At 57.6% G+C, this 19,406-nt stretch carries 22 protein-coding genes and 1 tRNA gene; 12 read left to right on the top strand and 11 right to left on the bottom strand.

Going from position 1 to position 19,406, the window contains the following annotated elements:
• Positions 1-366: 366 nt before the first annotated feature.
• Positions 367-909, bottom strand: coding sequence for a DJ-1 family glyoxalase III (locus B2828_RS16155; RefSeq protein WP_479634806.1), 543 nt, complete (start codon positions 907-909; stop codon positions 367-369).
• A 94-nt stretch (positions 910-1,003) separates the two neighbouring features.
• On the opposite strand from B2828_RS16155, the gene B2828_RS16150 reads away from it, so the two are divergent.
• Entirely contained in the window at positions 1,004-1,696 is a 693-nt protein-coding gene (locus B2828_RS16150; RefSeq protein ID WP_479634805.1) for a hypothetical protein, read from the top strand.
• Between the two features lie 33 nt (positions 1,697-1,729).
• Entirely contained in the window at positions 1,730-3,514 is a 1,785-nt protein-coding gene (locus tag B2828_RS16145) for a ClcB-like voltage-gated chloride channel protein (RefSeq protein ID WP_479634804.1), read from the top strand.
• A 134-nt stretch (positions 3,515-3,648) separates the two neighbouring features.
• On the opposite strand, the gene B2828_RS16140 is transcribed toward B2828_RS16145, so the two are convergent.
• On the bottom strand, positions 3,649-4,344 hold the full coding sequence (locus B2828_RS16140) for a hypothetical protein (protein WP_479634803.1): 696 nt from the start codon (positions 4,342-4,344) through the stop codon (positions 3,649-3,651).
• A 118-nt stretch (positions 4,345-4,462) separates the two neighbouring features.
• Here B2828_RS16140 and B2828_RS16135 point away from each other — a divergent pair, with 118 nt between their 5' ends.
• Together B2828_RS16135 and B2828_RS16130 are read left to right on the top strand one after the other, a co-directional pair.
• Positions 4,463-4,939 (top strand): hypothetical protein, encoded by a 477-nt coding sequence (locus B2828_RS16135; RefSeq protein WP_479634802.1) that lies wholly within the window; start codon positions 4,463-4,465, stop codon positions 4,937-4,939.
• A 45-nt stretch (positions 4,940-4,984) separates the two neighbouring features.
• A complete protein-coding gene (locus B2828_RS16130; protein ID WP_479634801.1) occupies positions 4,985-5,521 on the top strand; it encodes a DUF1440 domain-containing protein in 537 nt (178 codons plus the stop codon).
• Here the strand turns inward: B2828_RS16130 and B2828_RS16125 are convergent.
• Complete coding sequence (locus B2828_RS16125) at positions 5,508-5,924, bottom strand: secondary thiamine-phosphate synthase enzyme YjbQ (RefSeq protein ID WP_479634800.1); 417 nt, start codon at positions 5,922-5,924, stop codon at positions 5,508-5,510. The genes B2828_RS16130 and B2828_RS16125 overlap by 14 nt on opposite strands.
• A 15-nt stretch (positions 5,925-5,939) precedes the next feature.
• Entirely contained in the window at positions 5,940-6,182 is a 243-nt protein-coding gene (locus B2828_RS16120) for a DUF2934 domain-containing protein (protein WP_479634799.1), read from the bottom strand.
• A 282-nt stretch (positions 6,183-6,464) separates the two neighbouring features.
• On the opposite strand from B2828_RS16120, the gene B2828_RS16115 reads away from it, so the two are divergent.
• From B2828_RS16115 to B2828_RS16090, 6 genes are all read left to right on the top strand, one after another.
• Positions 6,465-7,250 carry a hypothetical protein gene (locus B2828_RS16115; protein ID WP_479634798.1) on the top strand — a complete coding sequence of 262 codons (786 nt, stop codon included), beginning with the start codon at positions 6,465-6,467 and terminating at the stop codon, positions 7,248-7,250.
• A 401-nt stretch (positions 7,251-7,651) separates the two neighbouring features.
• The gene (locus tag B2828_RS16110; RefSeq protein ID WP_479634797.1) at positions 7,652-8,068 is read left to right on the top strand and encodes an energy transducer TonB; all 417 of its coding nucleotides are present in this window, start codon (positions 7,652-7,654) and stop codon (positions 8,066-8,068) included.
• A gap of 116 nt (positions 8,069-8,184) precedes the next feature.
• Positions 8,185-8,415 (top strand): type II toxin-antitoxin system RelB/DinJ family antitoxin, encoded by a 231-nt coding sequence (locus B2828_RS16105; protein WP_479634796.1) that lies wholly within the window; start codon positions 8,185-8,187, stop codon positions 8,413-8,415.
• A complete protein-coding gene (locus B2828_RS16100) occupies positions 8,405-8,728 on the top strand; it encodes a type II toxin-antitoxin system PemK/MazF family toxin (protein ID WP_479634795.1) in 324 nt (107 codons plus the stop codon). Before B2828_RS16105 ends, B2828_RS16100 begins: the two co-directional genes overlap by 11 nt.
• 195 nt (positions 8,729-8,923) lie before the next feature.
• The gene (locus B2828_RS16095) at positions 8,924-9,886 is read left to right on the top strand and encodes a hypothetical protein (protein ID WP_479634794.1); all 963 of its coding nucleotides are present in this window, start codon (positions 8,924-8,926) and stop codon (positions 9,884-9,886) included.
• Between the two features lie 247 nt (positions 9,887-10,133).
• Positions 10,134-11,198 carry a rolling circle replication-associated protein gene (locus B2828_RS16090; RefSeq protein ID WP_479634793.1) on the top strand — a complete coding sequence of 355 codons (1,065 nt, stop codon included), beginning with the start codon at positions 10,134-10,136 and terminating at the stop codon, positions 11,196-11,198.
• 16 nt (positions 11,199-11,214) lie between these two features.
• Here the strand turns inward: B2828_RS16090 and B2828_RS16085 are convergent, their stop codons facing one another.
• From B2828_RS16085 to B2828_RS16075, 3 genes are all read right to left on the bottom strand, one after another.
• Positions 11,215-11,586 (bottom strand): hypothetical protein, encoded by a 372-nt coding sequence (locus B2828_RS16085; protein WP_479634792.1) that lies wholly within the window; start codon positions 11,584-11,586, stop codon positions 11,215-11,217.
• On the bottom strand, positions 11,583-12,065 hold the full coding sequence (locus B2828_RS16080) for a hypothetical protein (RefSeq protein WP_479634791.1): 483 nt from the start codon (positions 12,063-12,065) through the stop codon (positions 11,583-11,585). The genes B2828_RS16085 and B2828_RS16080 overlap by 4 nt, the downstream gene beginning before the upstream one ends.
• 80 nt (positions 12,066-12,145) lie before the next feature.
• Positions 12,146-13,246: a tyrosine-type recombinase/integrase gene (locus B2828_RS16075; protein WP_479634790.1), complete on the bottom strand. Its 1,101-nt coding sequence runs from the start codon at positions 13,244-13,246 to the stop codon at positions 12,146-12,148.
• A gap of 88 nt (positions 13,247-13,334) precedes the next feature.
• Between B2828_RS16075 and B2828_RS16070 the strand changes: the two genes are divergently transcribed.
• Both B2828_RS16070 and B2828_RS16065 read left to right on the top strand, forming a co-directional pair.
• Positions 13,335-13,422: transfer RNA gene (locus tag B2828_RS16070), tRNA-Ser, on the top strand.
• A 65-nt stretch (positions 13,423-13,487) separates the two neighbouring features.
• On the top strand, positions 13,488-13,727 hold the full coding sequence (locus B2828_RS16065; protein WP_479634789.1) for a DUF6538 domain-containing protein: 240 nt from the start codon (positions 13,488-13,490) through the stop codon (positions 13,725-13,727).
• Between the two features lie 77 nt (positions 13,728-13,804).
• Here the strand turns inward: B2828_RS16065 and B2828_RS16060 are convergent, their stop codons facing one another.
• The 4 genes from B2828_RS16060 to B2828_RS16045 all read right to left on the bottom strand — a co-directional run bounded on the left by B2828_RS16060 (position 13,805) and on the right by B2828_RS16045 (position 19,359).
• Complete coding sequence (locus B2828_RS16060; protein ID WP_479634788.1) at positions 13,805-14,836, bottom strand: hypothetical protein; 1,032 nt, start codon at positions 14,834-14,836, stop codon at positions 13,805-13,807.
• 441 nt (positions 14,837-15,277) lie between these two features.
• Complete coding sequence (locus B2828_RS16055) at positions 15,278-17,002, bottom strand: hypothetical protein (RefSeq protein WP_479634787.1); 1,725 nt, start codon at positions 17,000-17,002, stop codon at positions 15,278-15,280.
• A 105-nt stretch (positions 17,003-17,107) separates the two neighbouring features.
• Complete coding sequence (locus tag B2828_RS16050) at positions 17,108-18,409, bottom strand: dicarboxylate/amino acid:cation symporter (RefSeq protein WP_479634786.1); 1,302 nt, start codon at positions 18,407-18,409, stop codon at positions 17,108-17,110.
• A gap of 158 nt (positions 18,410-18,567) precedes the next feature.
• Positions 18,568-19,359, bottom strand: a complete 792-nt coding sequence (locus B2828_RS16045) for an AraC family transcriptional regulator (protein WP_479634785.1) — start codon at positions 19,357-19,359, stop codon at positions 18,568-18,570.
• Positions 19,360-19,406: the final 47 nt, after the last annotated feature.

The raw sequence follows: 19,406 nt of genomic DNA, 5'->3' as shown, positions 1-19,406 counted from the left end.
ATACAAGGCCGTCGCGGCTGTTTCTTTACGGCTTACTAACTCCCGGCCTCCTTTCGGAATAACCCGAAGGGGGGCTTGAGTTAATAACCTAAACAGCCCAAGGACGATTATGACGCCGTTTTCTCACTCTTCAAATCTCTGGTATTATCTAGGTGCCGACAACCGACTGCTTGGCCCCATCACTATCGGGGGGCTCGATGCCCTTTTTGTAGAGGAGGGATCTCCCTCCAAACGCGGGTCATCCGCGAATTTGGGAAGGATTTCCAGCCTTACAGCGTCATCTTCACGGACTCGACTCTGCGGATGCCGTTTCTTGAAAGCTGAGGGGGGGAAAAGCCTCATTTGTGCCTCTCGCCCCTACGCCCCCTACGCCATGATGCTCTCGGCGATTTCCCGGGCTTTGGCCTCGCCGTAGAGCCGCCGCACGAGGGCTAGGCCGAAGTCGAGCGCCGTTCCGGCTCCGCGCGAGGTGATGACGAGGCCGTCCTCGACAACCCGTTCGGCCGCCAGCGCGGCTTTCAGTTCACTGTGGACGGAAAAATGGGCCGTGTGGCGCTTGCCTTCCAGCAACCCGGCGTCGGCCAGGACGGTCGGGGCGGCGCAGATGGCTGCCACGGGGTTGCCCGCTTTGACAAACGCCGCCGCTAGCTTGGCCGCGCGCCCGTCTTTGCGCAAGGTGGCGACACCGGGGCCGCCCGGGATGAGGAGGAGGTCGAAATCCGCCCCAATGACGTTGGTGAGGCTGGCGTCGGTCTGCACGGTGATGTCGCTGCGGCCTGTGACGGTCGGAGCGCCGGTTACGGAGGCGAGCACGACTTCTGCCCCGGCCCGCCGGAGCAGATCCACGGGAGCGAGCGCTTCCACTTCCTCGAAACCATCCACCAGCAAACAAAGGACACGCTTTGGCATAGTCCCCCTGCTCTATCATAGCGCAGCCCCGCCGGGAACCTTAAAAAGCCATATCGCCAGCCCCGATGCGAATTGATACTGTACCCGCACTAAGATGAAACTTCCGCGCTGGATCGCCCTATTCCTGCTCCTCTGCTGTGCCTCGCCCGGCGGCGCGGAGCCCGCGGCGGCGTTCTACTACCTGGCGATTCCCTCGGCCCCGGCCAAGTGCCTCTTTTTCTCCTGTCTGCGCCTGGAGGCCCAGGGGAACCCCGGCCCGGCGGGCAAAAAAAGCTTCACGCTCTGGCGCTCGGGCTACTGGGACGAACGGGAGCCGGATATCGTGGTTAAAGACCCGGGCGACTGGACTCACGCGCTGGAGCTGCGGGCCCGGAAGTCCCTCGCCGCCCGCCCGGAAATGAACGGGGTGCCGCCCGCGATGATCGAGTTTTTCGTGGCGCTGCAAACGCTCCGCGACGCGGCGCTTAAAACGCCCATCGTGGCCGAGCCGCTCTTCCGGAACCCCAATTTCGTCGGCTGGGAGAATGCGCGCCACCTGAACGCCCTGGCCGTCCCCGACACGCTCGGGCCCAAGGAGCGCAGCCGGGCGCTGCTGCAAGCCATGGGCGCGGCGGAGCGGGAGCTGGACCAGGACCCGGGGCCGTGGCTCAAGGCGCTGCTCGGCAGCCTCGGCACGAAGGTCGCAAGCGCCCGCTACTACCCGGAGTACAATGTTTTTGTGTTCGAGGCGGGGCCGGATTTTCCCCAAACGATGGAGACGCTCTTCTCGGCCATGACGGGCCATTGATCTTGCCCGCGCTTCCCGGTACTATCTTTTTCCGTGAGCCCAACTGACCCCCACCCGCACCGGAACTGGCATTTGCCGATTCTGCGGTTGTGGGTCTGGTTCACGGACCTGGTCCAGCCCTCGGAAATGCAGATTACGCTGGTCTGGGCGGGGCTGATCGGCTTTCTGGGCGCGCTGGCTTCCGTCGGGTTCCGCGATTTGATCCAGGTGGTGCACCGCTTACTGACGGGCCACACGGGCAGCCTCGTGGCGAGCTTTTACGGCCTGAGCCCGTGGCAGCGGCTCCTTATCCCCGCGGTGGGTGGCGGGCTCGCGGGCATTGCGCTCTTTTTCGGCAAGCACCTCCGCCCGGGCAAGAGCACGACGGATTACATGGAGGCCATTGTACTGGGCGACGGCAGGATTTCCTTTCGCATGAGCTTGGTCAAATCCGCCTCGGCCCTGTTTTCCATCGCCTCGGGGGCGTCGATCGGGCGGGAAGGGCCGCTGGTCCAGCTCTCGGCGATGATCGCGTCCCTCATCGGGCGGCTGCGCAAGATGCCGACGGTGCGGCTGCGGCTCTTGGTGGCCTGCGGCGCGGCGGCGGGCATCGCCTCGGCCTACAATGCGCCCATCGGCGGGGCGCTCTTTGTCTCGGAGATTATCCTGCGCTCGCTGGCCATGGAGAGCTTTGGCCCGCTGGTGTTCTCCTCGGTGGTGGCAACGCTGACGGTGCGCCAGCTCCTGGCGGCGAGCCCGCTTTACGAGATTACCATCCCCGCCGTGGCGCTTAACTCGAACTGGGAAATGGGGCTCTACCTGCTGCTCGGTGTCATCGCCGGGGGCATGGGGCCGCTCTTTCTCTGGTTGCTGAGGAGCAGCGAAAAGCTTTTTCGCAAGCTCCCGGGGCCCGGCATTCTGCGGCTGATCGCGGGCGGGCTCATCGTGGGAATGCTGGCGGTGGTCAAACCGGAGGTCTGCGGCAACGGCTATAGTGTCGTCAACCAGGTGCTCAACGGGCAGTTCCTCTGGTACACGCTGCTGATTATTTTCGTTATGAAGCTCGCCGCGACCGCCGCGACATTCGGCTCGGGGGCGGTGGGCGGCGTTTTTACCCCAACGCTCTTTGTGGGGGCGTGCATGGGCTACCTCTTCTCGCAGGCGGCGGCACCGCTCTGGCGAGGGTCCGCGCTGGTCCCGGCGGCGTTCGCGGTGGTCGGCATGGGGGCGCTGCTCTCGGCTACGACGCACGCGCCGCTGATGGCGATCCTGGTGCTCTTTGAAATGACGCTCGACTACCAGATGACGCTCCCCTTGATGGTGGCCTGCGTGGTGGCGCATTATGTGAGCCGGAGCATCCAGCCGCAGTCGATCTACGCGGAGTCCCTCAAGCGCAAGCAGGAGGGGATTTTCGAAGGTCGGCTCTCGGCGATGCGCGTTTCGGACTTGATGAAGACTTCGCCGCCGAGCGTGCCAGAGTCCGCGCCGTTCCTGGAGATTGCGGCGAGTTTCGTGGCCAGCCGGTTCGTCAATCTTTACGTGACTGACGACGAGGGGGCCTTTAAGGGGGTCATTTCCCTGCACGACATTAAGGGCTACCTGACGAATAAAGAGCTTGCCAACCTGGTCATCGCCCGCGATCTCCTGCGCACGACTTTCCCGACGATTACCCCCGATGCGCCGCTGGGCCAGGCGCTCACGGCGTTTTTGAAGATCGAGACTGACCGCCTGCCGGTGGTGGAAAACCGGGAGAATTGCCGCCTGGTGGGGAGCGTCTCCAAGCGCGATCTGCTGCTGGCCCTGGCCGAGCAGAACAAGGCGGATGCGGCTGCGGCTTAACTCGGGGAGTTTCTATTCTCACGCAAAGCCGCAAAGGCGCAAAAAAGACAAAGACATGCGTTCCCTATCTTTGCGCCTTTGCGGCTTTGCGTGAGCCTGCTGCCTTTTTTTCGGTTGGAGTTGGTACTATACGCTTATACGCTCTTCCTGCGGGTCATCCAGGTGAGCAGCATCGCCCAGAAGGTCAGCGCGAGGTTCTGCAACGGTAGCTGCAAGAGGGACGGCAGGGAGTAGATCATGCAGACGACGGGGATCCACAGGCCCCAGTTCGCCAGGAGCGTGGGGAGGGTGACGGTCTGGTAGAAATCCCGCGTGAAGACCCGCCTCACCCCCGCCATGCGGTAGCCGCTGTTCTTCCATTCAAAGCAGATCATCGCAAACGGGTTGGCGTAGAGCGCGGTGTAGATGAACTGGTCCACGAGCACCTTCTTAATCACCGTGGCCACGTTCGGATCGGTGCCAAACAGCACGCCCTGGAAACGGTAAAAGGCGTCCACCACCATGCTCTGGAAGCCCCAGTAGCACATCGCAAAGATCAGACGTTCCCAGGTTTCGCGGGTGATTTTCCCCTTCTGAAACACCGTCACGGCCAGGATCTCGGGCAGGATCGCCCCGGCGATAATCCCCGAGACTAGCGAATACCCGTACCCGTAGCGCTGTTTGAGCAGGGCCAGGTGCGAGAGCCATTCCCGCGCGGGAGGATAAAAAAAGTAGGCGCACACCACCGCGGCCATCAGGATCTGCACGATCAGCCCCGGCACCAGGTTGGCCCTGGCGGCGCGAAGGCCGAGGGTGAGCGGATGGCTGGTTTTTAAGGTGGCGGTTTTCACGAGGCGTGAGACCGTAACGGCACTCGCGCGGAAAAACCAGTTTTCAAACGCGCCATAACCCCGTAAAAAGGAGCCCTCTTTAACTTTTCACATGGTCCCACACGCTATTTTCGCCCAAATGACGCCCGCCTTGGCGTCCCAGGTCTTCGGCTTTCTGTTCGAAAAAGAAAAACCGCTCTACAAAGCCACCATCGAAGCGCTGGCCAAGAAGCGCAACCTCCGCCCGATCTTCGTCGAGCGCAAACCCCGCGATGAACGCTTCCTGTGGATTAAGGAAGCGCTTTCCCGCCAGGTGAACGACGCAGTGGCCGCCCACATTCTGCAAGTCTGGCTCGTCGGCGCGCAATCCGCAGTGCTGTGCGACTTCCTCGACGCCCTGGGCATCGCCCACGACGAGAACGGCACCGTGGAGGAGCTGCCCGGCGCTCCGGAGCTGGAAAAGGTCAAGACCGCCGTCGATACGCTCCTCGAAAAACACGAGGCGGGCGTCGTGGCGATCTACCTCCACACCTTCCAGGCGCTGCACGACCAGGGCGGCTGGCCGACGCTGGCCGAAGTGCTCGAAGCCGATCCCCGCCTGAAGCTCGGCGCGTAGCTCCGCGTCCATCGCTGCGAAGTCCCCCGATTCCCATACCGAAGTATGGTGAAGCAACGGACTCTCGAAATAAAGGCGGCCCATGCGCTGGTAGGGGCGATCGCAGGCATGGCGGCGACAGGCCCCATGACGGTGGCCATGATTCTGTTGCACCGGCGTCTGCCCCGGCAGGAGCGCTATCCCCTGCCCCCTCGCGAGATTACGGAAAAGCTGGCGGAAGCGACTGGCACCCGTGATCACGTGCACGAGCCGCTCACTACCGCAGTCACGCTGGCCGCGCATTTCGGCTATGGGGCCGCCACTGGCGCGGTTTTCGGCCTCGTCCCCAAACCGGCGGGGCCATCCACGCTGCAAGGAGCCGGTTTCGGGCTGCTTGTCTGGGTGGCCAGTTACCTCGGAATGCTGCCCGCAACGGGGTTGCTCCCCTCGGCGACGGAGCATCCGGCTCGCCGCAATGTGCTAATGATTGCGACGCACCTTCTATGGGGCGCTGCCCTAGGATGGCTAGTCCAGCTCCTTTTGCGTGAAACGAGCCCGCAATCGACGGCCCTTGGAGCGCCCGGCAAGCCTACTCCCCGATGATTTTGACCAGGACGCGCTTGCGGCGTTTTCCGTCGAATTCGCCGTAGAAAATCTGCTCCCAGGGGCCGAAGTCGAGCAGCCCCCCGGTAACAGCCACGACCACCTCGCGCCCCATGATGGAGCGCTTCAAGTGAGCGTCGGCGTTGTCCTCAAACCCGTTGTGATGGTACTGGGAATACGGCTTTTCGGGAGCCAGCTTCTCCAGCCAGTTCTCGAAATCCTGATGCAGACCCGCCTCGTCGTCGTTGATGAAGACGCTGGCCGAAATGTGCATCGCGTTCACCAAACAGAGCCCCTCGCGAATGCCGCTTTCATTCAATGCGGTCACGACCTCCGGCGTGATGTTGATAAATTCACGCCGGGCGGCCACGTCGAACCAAAGCTCTTTGCGGAACGATTTCACGCGCGCGCGGCCGGGCTATTTCCCCTTGGCCTCAGCCTTCAGCTGGCGCTCCGCCTCCACCCAGTCGCTCGTCGCATCTCCGGGGAGCCCCAGCTTGTGGCGCTTCTCGGCAATATAATAGGCGCGCAGGCCGATATCGGCGGCGGTAATGGCGGCGGCGGGAGCCGTCACGGGGGCAGCGCTCAGCCCGACCTTTTTCACCTTCGGGGCAGCCGCCTTCTTTGCAGAGGGCTTCTGCGGGCTCTTGGGTTTCGTCACGGGCTTGGAGGCAGTCGATTTCGTCGGTTTGGCTGGTTCAGCTGGCTCCGATATTTTTGCAATAGTCGTTTTTTTTGCCATGGTCTTGTACCTAAAATTCGTACCTTAGTTTCATCTCCGCAACAGACCCGCTTCCACAGGCGGGATCCTTCCGTGCGGTCCACATCATACGGTATTGTCGACCTTCCGCAATCCGATTTTCACTCTGCATTTTTTTTCTCCAGCCCCGAGTTGATTTTTGTCCAAAAGGGGTTTCGTTTCCGCAATCCCGAACTCCCCCACATGCCACCCCGCCCCCTTCTTGCGCTGATCCTTGCCTCCGCGCTGCTCACCCCGCTTGCCCCGGCCAGCGCCCGGATCGTCGAGGCCGACAGCTTTGAAACACCGCAGGTCGCCTCCCGCACGCCCAAGGCCGCCGGTGGCGATCCCTCCCTGACCGCAACTCCACCGGGCGCACCGCCCTTCTGGCAATGCCTGGAAGACCAGCCCACCATCGGCTGCGACGGTGGCAGCCTCGTCGCCGGGCTTTCCAACGAACAGGCCCGCAGCGGCACCCAGGCCCTTTACATCGAGGCCCGGCACCTGTGCGCCCCCTTTATCGGCGTCCAGTGGGCCACCCGGCCCCTCGCGATCCGCGCGAATCGGTATTACTCGGTAACGCTCTGGGGCCGCAGCGCGCCGGGCCTTCCCGGGCAGCCCCCGGCCCCGCCGCTCTACCTCAACGTCCGGGTCAGCTTTTTTTGCGACAAAGGCGAGCAGGAGACCGGCGAAAGCGTTTACCTGGTGATCCCGCTCCAGGGGCCCGCGAAGAAAGGCATCAACGCCACGACCTGGACCCCGCTGAGGTTTGGGTTCGAAGCCCCGAGCGGCGCAAAATACATGACCGTGAACTACCAGTGCGACGGGCGCGCCTCGAGGGAAGCCATCAACGGCACCGTCTACTTTGACGACTTCAGCGTCAGCGAAGAAGCCCCCCGGAGCGGAGAGCGGACCCTGGCGAACAGAGGAAACCACCGCCGGACCAAAGGAAACGCGCATTCAAAACGTTTATTTGCTTGCCGTTCCTAAAAAACCAAGCGAAATAGGAGCCGTGACGGCCGGGGAAACCGGGCTGGAGCAACCAAACGCCGTAGGGGCAGGCAGCAATGTCCCTGAAAAATTCGCGCTAAAGGAGAGGTGGCTGAGTGGTCGAAAGCAACGCTTTGCTAAATCTAAAACCCGGTATTCGCCGGAGTTATCCCAGGTCATCACAATTCATCAAGTCTCTTAAAACAAGCGACTTATGACTTCCGGTTTATCATCCTGAATCATCCCAGATTGGCCCATTTTTGGGCGTGGACTTACTTTTTTGACTTACCTTTTTCAATCGGTCGAAATCGCCGTTTTTCCCTTATTGTGACATTTTCGCCACAACGTTCCATAGCAGCCACGCATCTTGTAAGTTTGTTCCCTAACCAAGAAATCCTTCCATGGATATTAGACTCAGCTTCATAGCTTGTTCGGTCGCTTCGATGTTGCTTGCGTCCTGCGCGCCTGACATTCCCCCAAAAAATGAGCGTCTCGACAACCGGCCATCTTCCCATCTTCCCCCCATTCCCAGGAGCACAGCAGAATATGCTTTAACGTTGCACGATCAATTTTATGCCCAATGGGTGCAACCAAGCCCGTCCTCAATTCATGGACAAGATATTATTACACGGGTTAAAATCACGATTGACCAGAATGGATGGATAACCTCGTCTCAAATCGTACGGTCATCCGGGGTTCCCTCAATGGACGATTCGGTTATTGCCGCTATTCACAAAATCACCATAGTTAATCCTCCCCCACCTGAACTGTTGCATAACAACAAAGGGGAGGTGTGCATTGAGTTCAAATACAATTGAGTGCCCCCTTTTTCCTTCCACGGCTCCGGAAGGAAGCACCTTAGTCTTGTTTCGTCAAATCCCGCACTTTTACATTCCAGTCTTGATTTTGTGAGCCATTCTGAGCATATTTGAGCATGTCTTCGCCCACCGTCCTATTCCGCTCCCGTGTTCCCGCGCAACGCCTAAAGCGGGCCGAGAAAATCCTGGAGCAACTCGGAATGAAACCAGGGGATGCCTTCAACATGCTCCTGGCCCAGATTGAACTCCGGAAGGGGTTGCCCTTTGAAGTCACCACCGCTCCTACGACGGTTCTTTCGTCGGAGCAGCAAGCGGGCGAATGGACGGAGGCCTTCGGTGAATATTAACCCTAAGGTGGGGGATGTTTGGTTCGCCGACTTGGGAATGGCGGCAAAAAGTCGGCCTGTCCTCATTTTAGCCGTTCCCGATGATGCCGACGCCCGTTCGCTCGTCACCGTAGCACCCCTCACCTCGCAAATCCGGGGAATGCGAGGGGAAGTCGATCTCGGCAAACCACGCTGGCTCCCCAAACATTCCGCCGTCAACGTCCAGGGATTAGCCAGCTTCGACACCCAAAAGCTCACCCGCCGCATGGGCGCTCTCCCCAAGGCCGAAATGGAACGAGTAAAAGACGCGCTCCGGGAGTTGCTCGGCTTGTAAGCCTTTGCTTTCCTGAAAGGGATTTCCCCTGAAATCCCATAACCCCCATCCTCGGCACCGTAGCGGAACGCTCAAGCGGGAAGTGGATATAAATCCCGGACGGACATGGCAGGCTCCACGCTTTCAAATTTTATGCCCACTTCACGCTTGAACGTGGAGCGGAGCGTGGCGTTTACTGCCACAGCCCCCTGCACTATGCCACTAGATGAAAGAATCTTTCGCTGTTTCGAGAGTCACGCTGTAATCAACGGAAAATCCGTTAACATTGGGGTTGATGAGTCCGTTCAACTGGCACGGGAAGCCTTTTTCGCTAGAATAACCAAAGAAGACGGCACCCCAAAGGATTCGTTGCCGTGGCTGGAAGAAATCGTCGTCCTCATGCGTGCGGCTACGTCGGGGGCACCTTTTAATCATGAATGGTGGGCAGACCAGGTGACGAAACCCGAATGGGCAAGGCTTTTGGATCGTTACTATGGGGAATGTTGGCTCTATTTTCCTGAAAAGCCTGGAGAGCTTACTCCGCAAACCGTCGGGAATAGACTGGGATATTCCATTTCACTTGGAGAACGTAGGCTGGAAAAAGCGACATCTCAGCCGTCTTTTCTACAAAAAGTTGAATCCATTGAGCTTGAAAAAGCTCGCCGTGGATTTGAGCCAGAAGTGGCAGAAAAGGTAAAATTGGTAATCCCGGGCTATGACAACTGGAAACAATATGCCGACGAGGAGTATTTCGGGGTTGTTGAACTACGAAAAACGCTTTTCCGTATAGCCACAGAGCGAGCATCCAGAGAAGAATTTGAAGACTTCTCGGCAACTTTTAACGTGGGAGCAAAACGAGCCAGAGCCGTAGATTTGGAAAATCAGCTTTCGGAGTTCAACGAAACAAACGAAGTCGCGGAAATTCTTCAAAAACACTGGCTGGAGGTCGAAGAACTCCAAAATCGGGCCGAAATTTCAGACCTGATTTTTGAATACCTCTCCCCGGAGCGAAAAAAGTTCCTGCAAGGGGATTTACCCCCAAACGGCGGTTTCTCGTATAAAGACGGGGAGCAGTGGCTACGGTTTACAGATAGATTGCGCGATATTTACCGGAAAATCGGTCTGAAAAAAGCAGGTAAAGGGCGCCCCCGGAAAAATGGGGCCCAAGGCGAAACGTAGTCCCCCATTATTTTTGCGCCGCACTTGGACAGATTCGCGGCGTGCAAAATACAAAAACCTGCGGGCAACCGCAAAAGCTGGCGCTGACTCGGACCGAGGCCGCTATGGCCTTGAATATGAGTCCGGCATCCATTGACCGTCTCACCGCTCGGGGGCTTCTACGGCCCTCCAGGGGCACGCGGCGGCCTCTTTACGCAATCTCGGATCTGGAACGCTACCTCCAGGAAACGAAAGGGGGAATCTAGCCATGGATTCCGAAAATCGTTCCCGCTCGCCGTTCTGGAATGGGCCGCTCCCCGCCACTGGCGCGCGCAGCGCGACAGCGGCGCGGGCGGCCCTTCCTAGTCTTAAGAAGGATAACTTCCACGGAAAACAGAATTGGAAGTCCCATTTTGTAGCTGAGGAGAATATCCACGGTTACATTTTGAAGTTTGGGGAATTCAATGTGGGAGTTTTAACCGTCACGGTTTCCGACTGCCTTTTAGCCAAAGAATTTCAGGCCATGTGGCATCCCTTCATGAAAGCACTCCAAAAACACTTTCCCTCCGGGATGTGGGTCAGGGAGCGCCAGCCAAGAAGCGGAAACTGGCATGCCCATTGTGTGGTAAACCTGGGGCGAGACTTCAAAACCGGTTTCCCTTTCGCTCAAGTAGAGAAAAAGTTCTACGCCAACGTGGCCCCTTGGATTCGGGAACTTTGGAAAAACCTGCGAGAATTGGCCCAACAACACGGACTGGGCCGCATTGAACTCCTTCCACTCAAGCACAGTGGCAAAGCGTGTGCGCGGTATTTGACGAAGTATCTCGCCAAAGCGCTGGGATCGGAGAAGGCCGAAGGAGAAGAGAAGTGCCGCCTCTTTGGAGTGTGGGGAAACGTGCGCTCAGTGAACTCCCTGTTCTGCCTTCTGAGCAGCCGAATCATCGAAAAGCGGAAAGAATGGTTGGCCACCGATTCTCACCTCGCCGACAAAAGCTTGATCAAACAAATGTTCGGCCCGCATTGGTGGTATCATCTGGGGGACGCGCTACGAAATGTCATCATGCCCGTGGAATATTACCAGGTAAAGAAAGACGGCCAACTGGTCTGGGATGACTTGGGGAGAACCGTCTATGAAGCCGATCTCTCAAAATATCGGGACATCCAAGGCGACGACGCCAAGGTAAACCAGTCCCTTTACGAGTTCTATTCCAAACAGGGGGATTACATGTTCCGCGGCTCGGCAGAACAAGCCCATGCGTATGTCATGGGTCGGATGGCAAAACGTCGGCAACCAAACGCCACTATAGAGCAGCAGGACTGTTTCAATTTTTAGCAGCAGAAGGCTAGGTTTATTCCGACCCTAGGAATTCATCTAGTTTATCTTCAATAGCTCCGCTCTTAACTTGGACCGCTTCTAGCAAATCCCACATCCCAGGAATTAGAGGCAACCGCCATAAGGCAACTCCATTCCAGTCAGTTAGCTCAATTACAACGTCGCTAGTCCAGTAGAGACGTCCCTCATCATCCATAGATTTATACCTAGATTCGTATATTCGGAAATAACTATTGGCATATTCTGTTTTATATCCTGCATCAACAATGCAGTCCGTACCAGCCGTTAAAGATCTGGTATCCGTAAAACGAGCCCACTCGATCTTGCCTTCTTGGGTGAGCTTGAGAAGCTTTTCTACTGTCTTGATTGCTTTTTCGTTGAGGGTCATTGTTGAGGCCTCCACTTGTTATCCTTATTTAAATTAACGATATCGAATTCGATTGTTGCTAATACACTATACACACCTCTCACCGTGTCTTGAGATAAATTATTTTCGCTCTTAATCGCGGTTTTTAGTGATTCACCAGCCCTCTTCACATTCTTCAAAAACTCTTGGGGGTGGTGATTTGTCATAAAGCGTTTAAGCGATGTAATATCAGAAAGACACTTTCTTAACAATTCTTGAGCTAAAATCCTATCAAATTGTCGGCTATTCATAAGTTGAGAGAGGCCTGATCTATTTTTCCGAATACTTGCTAGGATTTCAGAACTTCGTCCAATAAAACCGTAAAATTTTCGCAGCTGACTAATCCGCATCGCAACGATAGTTGTAAGCCCGACACCAATAATACTTAGGACATCTGCAACATTTCCTAATGTCCACCCGTCATAGATGTATTTGAAAAATTCAATTAGTAATGTCGGCATAGCGTTCTTTGAAACGGCAAAAGGGTGTGATACACGTACTCAATAGCGCGGCATAATGCACGCATAATTTTTTTCTAAGATCAATATGGATTATAAAATGTCATTCGGTCATTAGCATCAAAGTTCATCCTCTGTGCCATTGCGGCGGAATGCTCGGCCCGCAAATGACCGTAGGTTTTTGCTACAAGAACGCCTCCGTCTTTGTGCCCCAACCACCCGGCGATTACCTTGAAGTCGATTCCGGCTTCGATAGCATTGGAGCAAAAGAAATGCCGCAAGGCATGGTGGCTGAATTTAGGCAACCCCGCCCGCTGACAAGCAGAAGTTAGCGCCTGCCGAATGTCCTTTAGCGGAAAAAGGCGCGTACTTGTCGGCTCCTTAAGCTTCCGGGCCTCACAAACCCGCTCCATGAGTTTCCTTAGAGGCGGAAAGAAGGGAATGGTGCGGGCCTCGTGGTTCTTCGTGCCAGTCTCGCCCCCCGTCACAAGCAGCGTGTTTAGGTCAAAATTGATGTCACAGTGGCGCACCTCTCGGGCTTCTCCCAAGCGCAAACCGGAATAGGCCAGAAATTCCGCAAAATCCACAGCCCCACTTCGGACGGCCTGGGGTTCTTTGCCTAACTCGGCAACGAGGGTGCAAAACTGCTCTTTTGTCGGAATCTGAATGCCCGGAGTATCCGCCTTTCGGTTTCGGATTTGCTCTGCTGGGTTATCCAGAAGGATTCCCTTCACGTCCCGGGCGTAGCGCATAAGGTGGTTGAGGGTTTCCAGCTCCTTGTTGAACGTGCGCGGGGCTACCGCCGCTCCCCGGCTGACTTTCCACCGCTCCATGTCCTGCGTGGAAATCGAGCGCACGGGCATTCCCTTAAAAAACGGGGTGATCTGGTTTAGGCAAACGATCCGCCGTTTGTACGTCGATTCCTTCACGTCAGCCCGAATGGATTCGAGCCAGAAGGCGACCAGTTCCTCAAAATGAAGATTGCGTTGCTCCCCACCATGGAGCCTTTCGCCCTTTTTCCGAAGGTCGCCAAGCCGTCTCCGGGCTAAATCTTTATCGGAAGTCTTGAGGGAACGCTTTATTTGCTTGCCGCGAACGGAAAACCAAGCGAAATAGGTGCCGTGACTGTTTCGGTAGAGGCATTCACCGACTTTTTGAAGTCCTTGGGTTTGGTTGGTAGCCATGTCTCAAGTGTAGGCTTACGAAAGTAGCTTACAAATTCAAAAATCGGTCTTGAAAAAATAGTCATAAACAGCTCAAAATAAGCGCATTGGAGAGGTGGCTGAGTGGTCGAAAGCAACGCTTTGCTAAAGCGTCATACCTCAAAAGGGTATCGGGGGTTCGAATCCCCCCCTCTCCGCGTGTTCTCAAAAAAACAGGCGGTTTTCTCTGAAAGCCTGTTATTATCAGGGTCAAAAGGCCGCGATGAACCCCTTACCTGATACACCAGCCCTGTTTTTAGCCGTGCCCGGCCATACCCGTTTGTTTCGTCGCATCGGAGGGACTTACTACCTCCGCGCCAAGGTTCCCTCTCGTCTTCGTCGCATCATCGGGAAGACCGAAATCCGCGAATCCCTCAGAACGAAGGATATTGTGGAAGCAAAGCGTTTGGTCAAACCGGCCTCTATGCGCGTGGACCGCCTCATCATGCCTCAAAGGGCGTAGGTTTAGCCGACAGCCCCGGAAAGAGAATTTACCACTAATAACGCCGTTTATGGTGATCCTAAGTGCTGTTTTCAGAGCTAATGCTGCTCCGATCCCTTCCCTGTGGGTTCATCGCTGATTTCCTTGGCGAGACGAATAGGCCAATCCGGTTCCGTGAAAAAATCCATCCTTTCGGCCTGATAGCGTTTGTATCGAGCAACAAACTCGATGTTGAGAGGCGAATTTTTGTCCACAAGAGCCGGATAAAGCTCCATGGCCTTCTTTTGCGCTAGCGATGGATTACGGCGAAATACGATCAAGGAGGCCTCGCGATCCCTCTTTCTATCGGCCTCTATTGCGTTATTCGCCTCTTCCTCCTGTCGCTTCTTCTGACCGTCAACGATCTTTGTGAGCCCTTGGATTCCATCAATATCCTTCATTGCCACGCAAACGGATAATTCATCGTCGTCAGTTGCGACAAGCGACTCCCCTGAGCCGGAAGATGACAGGTTGTCGTTTGAGAGCATCACTGTTTTTTTGTCTGCGTCATAGCCGATAGGAACCATCCAAAAATAAGCCTCCAGATGATCCCCTATTTCCCGCTGCGATACCGCCACCAACACATAGCTTCCGGGCTGAACCGTAAACGAAAATTTCCCGTCCGGGTCGGTTTTAGTGTGCTGAAGCTCGGGAGGGAGGCCATCGAACAAGTATTTTCCCGACCTCGTGTATTCAATATATCCTGAGAGCCTTTCCTTTAGATCTCTCGCATCTCTCATGATTTTTTTGGCTTGTTCGTATTGCTTTTCAAGTCCCGCATTGGAAATATCATTCATCCACGCCTTATTGAGCGAATCTCCAGCCTTGCTTGCGTTTTCGTATGCCTCCTTCGCCTTTAGGTACCACGGAGTAAAGTATTCAACGACCGGAGCCGCCGCCTTCTTTTTTTCTTCGAGGAATTTGTCTATTGCTGCGCGTTCATAGACTGCCACCGGAACAAGCCCGAGTTTGATTGAATTTCCGCCCTTTGTGACGATGAAAACCTGCCCATTGATTTCCACCGGGGAAGCTGCAAGCGCAAAACGAGACAGGAGGCATGCCGCCAGGCAAATGAAAATCATTTTCACCATATTCCGCCCTTTTACGCTTACCTCATCCCTATATCAAACCTTCATTTGCCGGGGAAGGGGTGGCATCAATCCCGCGTTCCATGTCTCTTTTGTTTCGGTTCGAATTCTACCTCCCTCACTAGAAAAAAATGCGCCTCGGATGCACTGCGGTCTATAAATCCAATTCGGGACGGTGGGTAACGCCCCGGTGAAAACAAACAACAGCGCCACGGTGCATTTCGTAAGCATGGGCGGATTTTGCCGAATCGGAGATGGAACGCAAATTTCATCTTAGCAGTCACACCTAGACGGGAACGAAAAACTGGGGTCGAGGCGATTTGAAAATGGTGCGGCCAATTACAGCGATCCTGATCGCGCTTTTCGTGCCCTTCATTTCATCTGGTTTTGCTCCCAAGACGAACACCCCATCCCCTAGCCCCGCAAGAACGGAGCTGTGGCGCTTTACAGCTTTGTGAATTCTATGCTGGCCGGTTCCGCATCTCCCGCGGTCTGGTCGCACTCGATTTTGATCGCCTGTGTGTCGGCTTCGCCTCGCGATAAGGTGAAGACTTTCTCCCACTTGTACGCTTGGCCTGGTTTGAGTCGGTCTGTCTTTAGGTCGAGCGGCGCTTCTTTGCCTTTCGCATCCACGGCATGTCCGCTCACATGGACGTGGGTGAGCGGGAAGGGTGACTTGTTGGTCACGATGACGTCATCGGTGCCAAAGCCGATCCCCAGGGTGAGTGTTCGGCCGGTTTTCCAGCCGAGGTCGATCCCCAGCGTGCAACGGGGGCGGACCAGGGTAGTGTAGGCCTCGATATTGGCGTCTCGCAGCGGCTGAAAGTCGGGGTCGTTCTTGATTTTGAGGACATCCGGGTAGGCGTACTTGCCAAAAAGGAGCTTGAGGCTCGCGCACGCACCTTCCAGGTCGCCGGATAGGCTCTGGAGCGCGGCCAGGTTGATGGTGAATGCTGCGTTCGCCCCGCGCTTTTCTTGCACGGCCTGGGCTTGCGTCAGGGCTTCTTTGTAATGTCCGCAGGCGGCCAGTGCCCAGGCGCGCTCTTCTTCCATCTCGCCGGAGGGATCGCCGCGCGGGAAAAGTTTCAGACAAGCATCCCAGAGGCCCGCTGCCTGGGCGGCTGTGGCCGGGTCGGAGCAGGTGCTCCAGGTCTCCCCCTGAGAGGCCATTTTCTTGCGCACCGCTTCGGTGGTGAGGGTTGCCGCGGTGAAGAGGAGCTTGGCGCGATATCCGTCGTATATGGAGGGGGCGGGCACCAGGGTTGCGGCGCGGCGGGCGTCGGCGGCACGCTCCAGCATTTGCTCGGGTGGACGCTCTTTGAGCAAGGGCAGGAAGTCGAAATACCAGAGGATGACGAGGGGGTCGTTGGGGCGCTGTTCTTTGGCCGTCGCGGCGAACCGGGCTAGGGCGACCTGGGCTTCGCGCGCCTTGGCCGGGTTGTATAGGCCGACGATTTTCTGGAACGCGGCCCGGTCTTCTTTCGGCGCGAGGCAACCGGCGGATCCCTTGGGCCAGTTGTACTTGTCGGTTAGCATGAAGGCGGCGTTCTGGAGCGAGCCGATGAAGTTGGAGAGATTTTCGTCCCGCTGGCGCACGATGGCGGCGAGCGCTTTTGCCTTTTCTTCGGTACGGGTCGCGCCGGGCCGGAATACGCCGGAGGCTCCGCCGGTCGCGTTGGAGTAGCCGCCAATCACGTCGCCCATGAAGAATACCCGCGCGGCGCCGCTCGCGATGCCGCCCATCCCCTGGGCGATATCCCAGCCCAGGCCCTCGGTTGCCTTTTTGTTGATGAACTTGGCGTCGTCGAGCGAATTGATGTACGCGCGCACCATGGTCAGGAATTTGTCGTACAACGATGCCAGGGGCTCTTCGAGTTTGCGGCCTTTGATGTTCTCGGAATGGAGGTAGCTGCGGTCGCGCAGGTCGCCGAGCTTGGCTTGAAAGTTTTTCCCTTGGTCGACGGTCTCGGGCCACTCCATGTAGAAGCCCTCGATGAGGCGAATCAAAAAGAGCGGCTCACTTGCCTCCGGCGCGGTGGTAATCTCGATTTTCGGGACTTCGACGGCCCCCCCTGGCGCGCGAACGCCGGGCGCACCCGCGTCGCTGGCATAAAGCACGGACCCGAAGAGAGCCAAAAATAGAAGGAAACAAAAAATCGGAGATTTCATCGACGCGGCAAACGCTGCAAAGGATGCTATTGCGCCGTGACGGGGGCTCAAGCCAAAACTTGGATTGAACGAGACGACGGTCTCCGGCTCGCCGCCTCGCTCCGGTCAGGCGACCGGCTGGTATTCTCGAGTGACGGAGCTTTCTCCCTTGGCGACGACGGCGGCGATGACAAGGTCGCCGGTCACGTTGAGAGCGGTCCGGCACATGTCCAGGAAACGGTCGATCCCGAGGATGATCGCGATGGCTTCGGCCGGGACGCCGATGGTGAGGAGCACTCCAACGACCAGCGGAAGGGAGCCGCCCGGTACGCCCGCTGTCCCGATGCCTGCCATGATGCACATGAGGGCGACGATCAGCTGTTGCCCGACGGTCAGCTCGACGCCGAAAACCTGCGCGAGGAAAAGCACGGTAATGCCTTCGTAGATGGCGGTGCCATTCTGGTTGGCGCTCGCGCCGACGGTGAGGACAAACCGGGCGATGCGGGGCGGGATGCTCAATTTTTCTTCTGCAACGCGCAGCGAGACCGGCAGGGTGGCGTTGCTCGAAGAGGTGCTAAAAGCGGTGACGATGGCCTCCTTTGCTCCGCGAAAGAATTCGGCGGGCGAACGGCGCGCCAGCAGCACCAGGACCACGGGATAAACGACGAACTGGTGCAGGGCCAGGCCGCCCACGACTACGGCGGCGTAAAATCCGAGGGTCCGAAAAATATCGAGGCCAAGCCGGGCTGCGACGGAGAACGAAAGGCAGGCGACGCCGAGGGGGGCGAGCTTGAGGGCGAAGCCGATGACTCTCATCGAGACCTCAAAGACGCCGTCAAAAAAGCCGCGCAACACCGCCACCCGCTCAGGCGGAGAGAGCGCCATGGCCACTCCGATGAAGAGGCTGAAAACCATTACCGCAAGGAGGCCGCCGCCGGGGTTGTCCGGGTTAAAGGCGTTCGCGGCCTCGGCGAGTGGGTTCTCGGGGATGAGGTCCAGGAGGGTTTTGGAAATCGGTTTGGCTTCTTTCGCGCACTCGATGCTCTTTTCCGAAGCCCCGCCGTAGGCCGCAACGAGCTGTACGCGCCGGGTTTCGTCGATCGCGCGCCCGGGCTGAAGGACATTGACGAGCCCCAGTGCGAGCACGACGCTGATCCCGGAAAGCAGCAAGGTCACCCACAAGGTGCGCAAGCCGATGCGCCCCAGCGTGCGGGCGTCCCCCATCTCGGCAACGCCGATGACGATGGCCGAAACGATGAGCGGAATGACGACCATGAAGATGATGCGCAGGAAAATGCGCCCCACGGGCTGGACCAACCCGTCAATCCACCACGAAAGGTTCGCCGCGTGGGCCTCCAGCGGGCCTCCCGTCGCGACAGACCAACCGGCGAGGAGGCCGAGGGTGAGCCCCAGCACGAGGCCAACCATAATACGCCTGGAAAAGTTGTCGGACGTTTTACCCATCGTTGCTTTTTCTCGCAAACCCGCTTTACCAGCACAAGCTCTAATCACACGTGGCCCCGGAAATTGGGCCCTTTGTCGCTTTGTCGCGCGCGGTGGGGGCTTTTCCGGCGGCTCTCGCCCCGTCAGCCCCGCTGCAGGCAGTAGGCGCGGTATTCGCTCGGCGTTTGCCCGGTGTGGGCTTTGAAGGCGTGGGAGAAAGCGGCGATGTTGGCGAACCCGCATTCCACGGCGATGGTCTTGATGGCCTCGCCCGTGGAGACGAGCCGCTTTTTGGCCACGCGCAGCCGCCGCTGGATGAGCATCTGGTGGGGCGGGATTTTGAGGTGTTTCTGAAACTCGGCGTGGAGATGCGGCAGCGACCAGCCGGAGTCCCGGGCCAGTTCCTCCAGCCGCAGCGGTTGTGCAAAGTCGTTCTCGATCCGCTGGATGACGGCGGCGATGGGGGCCGGGTAGCGGGTCATTTGCACGGAGCGCTCATGCAGGTGCACCTGGTAAACCAGTTTGGAGAAGAGGTAGTCGCGCATGACTTCGCGGTTAAAGGCTTCGTCGAGGATCAGCCGGGTGGTCTCGTGGGCCAGGAGCTTGATTTCTTCGACATCCGGCCATTTTGAAAACCGCGGCATTCCCATCCCGAGGGCGTCACGAACGCGGAACTTGACGACGAATGTGCGAAAGGGATTCTCGAAATCGCTGCGGCCCACCGATTCGTCTCCGGGGGCTTGCCAGACCATGTCGCCGGGCAGCAACTCGTGCCAACCGTCCCCTTCCCGTTCGCGCACCCACCCGCGCCCGCCGGTGACGATCTCCACCCATTCGCAGTAGGGCGATAGGATAAAAGGCCGTGGATTTCTGCCCCCCTTCTGGCGGTAGGAGAAGACATCGGTCAGCGAGAGGGGAAAGGGAACGGGATTCATCGGGAGGGCAGGAACCGGAACGAGTTTTTAGCAAGAAATCATAGTTT

This window comes from Spartobacteria bacterium UBA695 (assembly GCA_002298145.1).
In the GTDB taxonomy this organism is placed as follows: Bacteria; Verrucomicrobiota; Verrucomicrobiia; order Chthoniobacterales; family Chthoniobacteraceae; genus UBA695.
Note: the sequence above shows the minus strand (reverse complement) of the source record. Positions and strands in the feature narration are given on the sequence as shown.

Bases quoted from the DNA above. Each gene is read 5' to 3' on its own strand.
- B2828_RS16090 (WP_479634793.1), top strand. From the start codon at position 10,134: ATGGATTCCGAAAATCGTTCCCGCTCGCCGTTCTGGAATGGGCCGCTC.
- B2828_RS16055 (WP_479634787.1), bottom strand. From the start codon at position 17,002: ATGAAATCTCCGATTTTTTGTTTCCTTCTATTTTTGGCTCTCTTCGGG.
- B2828_RS16155 (WP_479634806.1), bottom strand. From the start codon at position 909: ATGCCAAAGCGTGTCCTTTGTTTGCTGGTGGATGGTTTCGAGGAAGTG.
- B2828_RS16085 (WP_479634792.1), bottom strand. From the start codon at position 11,586: ATGACCCTCAACGAAAAAGCAATCAAGACAGTAGAAAAGCTTCTCAAG.
- B2828_RS16080 (WP_479634791.1), bottom strand. From the start codon at position 12,065: ATGCCGACATTACTAATTGAATTTTTCAAATACATCTATGACGGGTGG.
- B2828_RS16135 (WP_479634802.1), top strand. From the start codon at position 4,463: ATGACGCCCGCCTTGGCGTCCCAGGTCTTCGGCTTTCTGTTCGAAAAA.
- B2828_RS16075 (WP_479634790.1), bottom strand. From the start codon at position 13,246: ATGGCTACCAACCAAACCCAAGGACTTCAAAAAGTCGGTGAATGCCTC.
- B2828_RS16115 (WP_479634798.1), top strand. From the start codon at position 6,465: ATGCCACCCCGCCCCCTTCTTGCGCTGATCCTTGCCTCCGCGCTGCTC.
- B2828_RS16060 (WP_479634788.1), bottom strand. From the start codon at position 14,836: ATGGTGAAAATGATTTTCATTTGCCTGGCGGCATGCCTCCTGTCTCGT.
- B2828_RS16065 (WP_479634789.1), top strand. From the start codon at position 13,488: ATGAACCCCTTACCTGATACACCAGCCCTGTTTTTAGCCGTGCCCGGC.
- B2828_RS16150 (WP_479634805.1), top strand. From the start codon at position 1,004: ATGAAACTTCCGCGCTGGATCGCCCTATTCCTGCTCCTCTGCTGTGCC.
- B2828_RS16130 (WP_479634801.1), top strand. From the start codon at position 4,985: ATGGTGAAGCAACGGACTCTCGAAATAAAGGCGGCCCATGCGCTGGTA.
- B2828_RS16045 (WP_479634785.1), bottom strand. From the start codon at position 19,359: ATGAATCCCGTTCCCTTTCCCCTCTCGCTGACCGATGTCTTCTCCTAC.
- B2828_RS16050 (WP_479634786.1), bottom strand. From the start codon at position 18,409: ATGGTTGGCCTCGTGCTGGGGCTCACCCTCGGCCTCCTCGCCGGTTGG.
- B2828_RS16105 (WP_479634796.1), top strand. From the start codon at position 8,185: ATGTCTTCGCCCACCGTCCTATTCCGCTCCCGTGTTCCCGCGCAACGC.
- B2828_RS16110 (WP_479634797.1), top strand. From the start codon at position 7,652: ATGGATATTAGACTCAGCTTCATAGCTTGTTCGGTCGCTTCGATGTTG.
- B2828_RS16095 (WP_479634794.1), top strand. From the start codon at position 8,924: ATGCCACTAGATGAAAGAATCTTTCGCTGTTTCGAGAGTCACGCTGTA.